Genomic DNA, 696 nt, shown 5'->3' with positions numbered 1-696 from the left:
AGTGGAAACCCACCGGGAAGAATGAGGCGAAGACCCCCGCCGCGACCCCTGCCGCCACGGCGTGTGGAGTGGCGTTCAGCCGCAGGATGCGCTTTGAAAAGTACTGGGGCGAGCGCGAGAAGGAACTACGCGGCCACATATAGGTGCGTAAGCGCTCGAAGAAACCATCCGGGTTTCGACGTCGAAAGAGCACTCTCGTTCCTTAACTCCGCTAACGCTGCGGGACTTGTCCGTCGGAATGATCGCTGTAGAAAAAACGCGGGCTGTGTTGCTTTGTTCCGGTTTGTCAGGTTTAGAAATACTGGGAATAAGGTGATCGCGTGTGAAATCGCTTGGGCTCAAAACGGATGCCCTGAATGCTAGTTTGGCGTTGCTTGGCTTGACTCTTGCCGGTTGCGCGGCATTGGGAGGCAAGCCGGCGCCGCTCGATACGTTCGAGCTTTCCGCTTCGTCGATCGACGCGCATGGCCACAGCCGCCGCCAGATCCTTATTGCCCAGCCTTCCGCGCTCAAGGCGCTGGACAGCCAGAACATCGTCATCAAGCCGTCCGACCGTTCAATCCAGTACCTCAAGGGCGCGCAATGGGCCGACCGGCTGCCGCTGATCGTGCAGGCCAGGCTCGCCGAAACCTTCCAGCGCTCCGGCAGCTTTGCCGGCGTTGGCAAGCCGGGCGAGGGGCTGGCGATCGATTATCA

The 696-nt window shown here is 60.2% G+C and carries 2 protein-coding genes; one reads left to right on the top strand and one right to left on the bottom strand.

Annotation, left to right across the window (positions count from 1 at the left end):
* On the bottom strand, window positions 1-193 hold a 193-nt coding region (locus tag EN925_RS38425), incomplete at its 3' end, for a DUF2062 domain-containing protein (RefSeq protein ID WP_128337492.1).
* Window positions 194-370: 177 nt separating this feature from the next.
* Between EN925_RS38425 and EN925_RS38420 the strand changes: the two genes are divergently transcribed.
* A partial coding sequence (locus EN925_RS38420; RefSeq protein ID WP_245487479.1) for an ABC-type transport auxiliary lipoprotein family protein occupies window positions 371-696 on the top strand: 326 nt, incomplete at its 3' end.

The sequence above is a fragment of the Mesorhizobium sp. M7A.F.Ca.US.006.04.2.1 genome (genome assembly GCF_004022915.1).
Taxonomy (GTDB): Bacteria; Pseudomonadota; Alphaproteobacteria; order Rhizobiales; family Rhizobiaceae; genus Mesorhizobium; species Mesorhizobium ciceri.
This window is presented reverse-complemented; position numbering and strand designations above follow the sequence as displayed.